This is a genomic window from Okeania sp. (assembly GCF_983059655.1).
Window position 1 is genome coordinate 4642 of sequence record NZ_CEZPJD010000333.1, and the last position, 3787, is coordinate 8428.

The window sequence follows — 3787 nt, forward strand, 5'->3', positions numbered from 1 at the left end:
CCAAAAAATGTATTCAATATAGAATTAATTCTTTGAGGGGGTAAAAACTTTCCAGTTGGTACCATCATACCTTTAGAAAATAACCAAGTAACGGCAATATTACTTTGATAAGCACGAATTTGATTTAAGTGATTAGCACTGAGTAAATCATATTTTAAAGCAGTATTTAGAAGATCGGTTAAACGAGGTAAATTTCTGACTAAAGAACCAAAACCAGTAAATACTAAAGGAGATTGGAGAGAAGCAGCATCGCCAATACAAATTAAACGGTCAAAAGCCACCTGGCGATCGCTACCTTTGATACTAAAATGCCCAGGAATATAACCAAAAGTTGGCTTTTTCCAGACTAATTTATCCATATCACACCGCCGATATTCTGGCAAAATTGCGAAAAAATCCTCATACATTTCTAACAAAGAACCAGGATTTTTTGGATGAACTTGATGGTAATGAAATAAATAAATTGCTAACTCATTACCAGCACCAGGGAACAACTCCCAAATTAATTGTCTGCCACGAGAAATATCGCCATGACTATTAAGAACATCTCCATAATTTGAATCCCAAACTTCCGGTTCAATTCCACCATCAATTACTGCTCCAACTGTTGGACAAATACTATCAAAAGCACGTTTACCATTTAACTGCCAAGCGATGGGAGAAGCAGTACCCATAGCATCTACTAACAAACGTCCACAGAAAATTTGTTCAGTTTTGTTAGATAGGTTTTGAGTATAGACTAAAACTTTTTCTGGTTCAATTTCAGCTTTAATAAATTCTGTTTCATCTACAATTTTTCCTCCTGATTCTTGTAGTTTTATCCCACATAAAGTAAGTGCTTTTTCTGAATCTAATGCCACATTTAAAACTGTAGGAGTATGAAGAATTGCAGCCTTAGCAAAATCAGGGTTATTACTATCAAAAAATTTGTTAAATCCGTCTTTATATTCTCTAGCAATTAAACCTTCTATTTCTGCAGCAGTAAATAAACCCAAGTCAATTAAACTTTGTAGTTCAGAGCGAGAAATATTCCACTCTCGATTCATTTTACCAAAAGTCAAACGTTCCAATAATAAAACTTTGTACCCCAATTTTGCCATGACAGCTGCATGAATAACTCCCAGAGCGCCACCAACATAAATGAGGTCATATTCAACAGAATTATTATTTGTTTCTAACTCCTTTTTCCACACTACTTGTTTTGGTGTTTGAGGATTTTTAACTGATTCGCGCCAACGTTTTTCCCACCAGTATAAACGTTTAAGATCGTATTCCCCTTGAGGCATTTTTTGAAAGTATTTTACAGTCAGAGGATAATCAGATGCTAAAGCTGTAAAAATTGACTGATTTGATAAGTCAATTATCGGAGGTTCTGGATAATTTAAAGGAAATTCTTTTCTCAAGTTGGTAATCAAAGATGAAATGAATTTTTTTTGTATAGAAGATAAATTTCCTTGAGCAAAAACTTTTAGATAAGTAGTTCGTTGTAATGACCAGGTAAATACAGAAATTTCTTGAGTAGGATCTTGAGAAAATTTCACAACAAAACCATCTGAAGTCAGAATTTTTTCACCTAATCCCGGTTGAAATTTATCCTGTAACCATTGACAAACAGTTTTTGTATCTGGCGTTGGTACTTCTAGGTAAAGAATTTCTTTCATCTGTTTTTTTTGGGAATTAATTTTTAATCTTAAAGTTGACAATATTTTAATGTATGCTATGCTTTATAAATAAAACTTTAATCTAATATAAAAGTTTACAGTATTTTCTACTATTACTACGAAGTATACCCAAGAAAAATTTTTCTTTGGGTATTATCTTTTTAAGTTTCTACTATCTCTTGATAGGTTTTTTAAGATAAATCTATCTCTAGATGGCTATCTTCAAAATTAGTAAACTTCGCTCCAGTCTACAAAATAGTTTAGCCCCAATCAGTAGAGTAGCGACAAAATTTTAAAGACAGTAAGGGAATAGATATGAACCATCCTGTACCCACAAGCGATCTAGAAGTAATTGCTTTGCGAAAACAACCAGTTAATGATGAACTTGTAGCTCTAGCTATAGCTGGCGTAGTTAATGTTGCTCGTTCTCAAGGAAAGTCTATAGAGGAACTTAAGGAGGAGATTCTAGCAGACGATCGTTTATTAAATATGGCCCAAAGACAATTACTCAGTCAGATTCTTAATGAAGCTTGGGAATATTTGAGCGTATAGCGCGAGGGAATAATGAATCATGAATAATTACCTCTCCTTGAAAAGAAGAGGATTTACTAATCATGGAAATTTTTCTTTATTATCCCCTTAAAAGGGTAGGCTTTAAACCACAATTTTTCGGTAAAAAGTTTTTCCTGTGGAAACGCTCTGCGAAAAGATATAGCGCTTTTCACATGGATAGACTACAGTTAGTATGGGCAACCCAAAAGCATTTTTCTACCCCCTACTCCCTACTCCCTACTCTAAGTGCCAAAAATAATTTTGTGGTCTACTCAAATGAAAAGCGCTGTAAGATATTGATAAGTATTTAAGCGGACATGATATGATTATTAACTGCTGACTCCTGAATTCTGAATTCTGAATTCTGTTATTAAATCTAATTTTGTTGAAATTTATCTAACATATCTACTGCAATTTTTTGATTATCAGAATCGCCATCTAACCCAAAGAAAAAAGCCGCCTTCTGAAAATTTTCCATTGCCTCACTTTGATTTCCAATTAAGTAGTAAACAATGCCTCTATTAAAGTATGACTTAGGATTATTAGCATCAATCTTGATAGATTTATTTAAGTCTTGAAGAGCCTTTTTCTGTTCTCCTATTTGTAGATATTCATCCCCTCGATAATAATAAGCTTTGGCATTTTCAGGACTAATTTTTATTGCCTGATTAAAATTAGCGATCGCTGCTATTTTTCTTCCCTGTTGAGAATAAGCAACTCCTCTACTTAAATAAGATTCACTTTGACCAGGATTAAGACTTATAGCTTTATTTAAATCCTTAATAGCACCTTGATAATTTCCTGCTTCCATCTTTTGTTTAGCCTGATTATTTAGATTAATTGCCTGTGTAGCAGAATTAAATCTTTGAGTTATTATTTGATAATTTTCTCGATAAAGCTTTAATTTTTCTCTAGCTTCTGGATATGACAAACTTTCTTCAGGAATTTTTTCTAATAAATTAATTGCATATTGCCATTTTTGCTGCGCTTGATACCAAGTATCAATAGGATGAGGAGGATTTTGTACCAATAAAGCTGCCGCCATTGCAGATTTTTTTGCTAACCTTAAATAGATTAATCCATACTCTGCTAAATAGAGTTTTCGCTTGACTGCAATAAGTTGATAATTTAGTTTAGTTATTTCTCTAGATACAGGTTGTAAAGGTACACCAGGCAGTTGAATAACTTGTTCTAAAGTATCTATTGCTTCTGGTAATCGAGTTAGAGCAGCTCTAAGTTTATTAACATCAGAATCTTGATTAAGATCTCCTAAATTAGCTATCTTTGTTTGAGCTTGAGCTATAGATTTTTTTTGTACATTATTTAGCCAAAAAATTGAAATTCCATAACCTAAAACTAGGATAAGTATAATAACTGTGACTGGGTTTCTCTGACCCATATTTGCTCCTTTCAATTTCATCATTGACTACTCAAGCCATGGGGATTTTAAATAGTTGCCTGGCATAATATATTCCCATGTTAGTGAGCTTGTGAGACTGTTCACATAAGAATGTTAAGATATAGCAGTGAGCGCTGGTATATTTACAAATTGCAGGATTTGCCCAATAGCTAAA

3 protein-coding genes are annotated in these 3787 nt (G+C 33.2%); 1 reads left to right on the forward strand and 2 read right to left on the reverse strand.

What is annotated here, in order from left to right; all coding sequences use genetic code 11:
- On the reverse strand, window positions 1-1661 hold a 1661-nt coding region (locus AC3DU7_RS18335; protein WP_488040755.1), incomplete at its 3' end, for a flavin-dependent dehydrogenase.
- Window positions 1662-1976: 315 nt separating this feature from the next.
- Between AC3DU7_RS18335 and AC3DU7_RS18340 the strand changes: the two genes are divergently transcribed.
- Window positions 1977-2213 carry a hypothetical protein gene (locus AC3DU7_RS18340; protein ID WP_488040756.1) on the forward strand — a complete coding sequence of 79 codons (237 nt, stop codon included), beginning with the start codon at window positions 1977-1979 and terminating at the stop codon, window positions 2211-2213.
- A 376-nt stretch (window positions 2214-2589) separates the two neighbouring features.
- Here AC3DU7_RS18340 and AC3DU7_RS18345 read toward each other — a convergent pair whose 3' ends face one another.
- Window positions 2590-3636 (reverse strand): tetratricopeptide repeat protein, encoded by a 1047-nt coding sequence (locus AC3DU7_RS18345; RefSeq protein WP_488040757.1) that lies wholly within the window; start codon window positions 3634-3636, stop codon window positions 2590-2592.
- Between the last annotated feature and the right edge of the window lie 151 nt (window positions 3637-3787).

Excerpts from the sequence above, each read along its gene's own strand:
- AC3DU7_RS18345 (WP_488040757.1), bottom strand. The coding sequence starts at position 3,636 with ATGATGAAATTGAAAGGAGCAAATATGGGTCAGAGAAACCCAGTCACA.
- AC3DU7_RS18340 (WP_488040756.1), top strand. The coding sequence starts at position 1,977 with ATGAACCATCCTGTACCCACAAGCGATCTAGAAGTAATTGCTTTGCGA.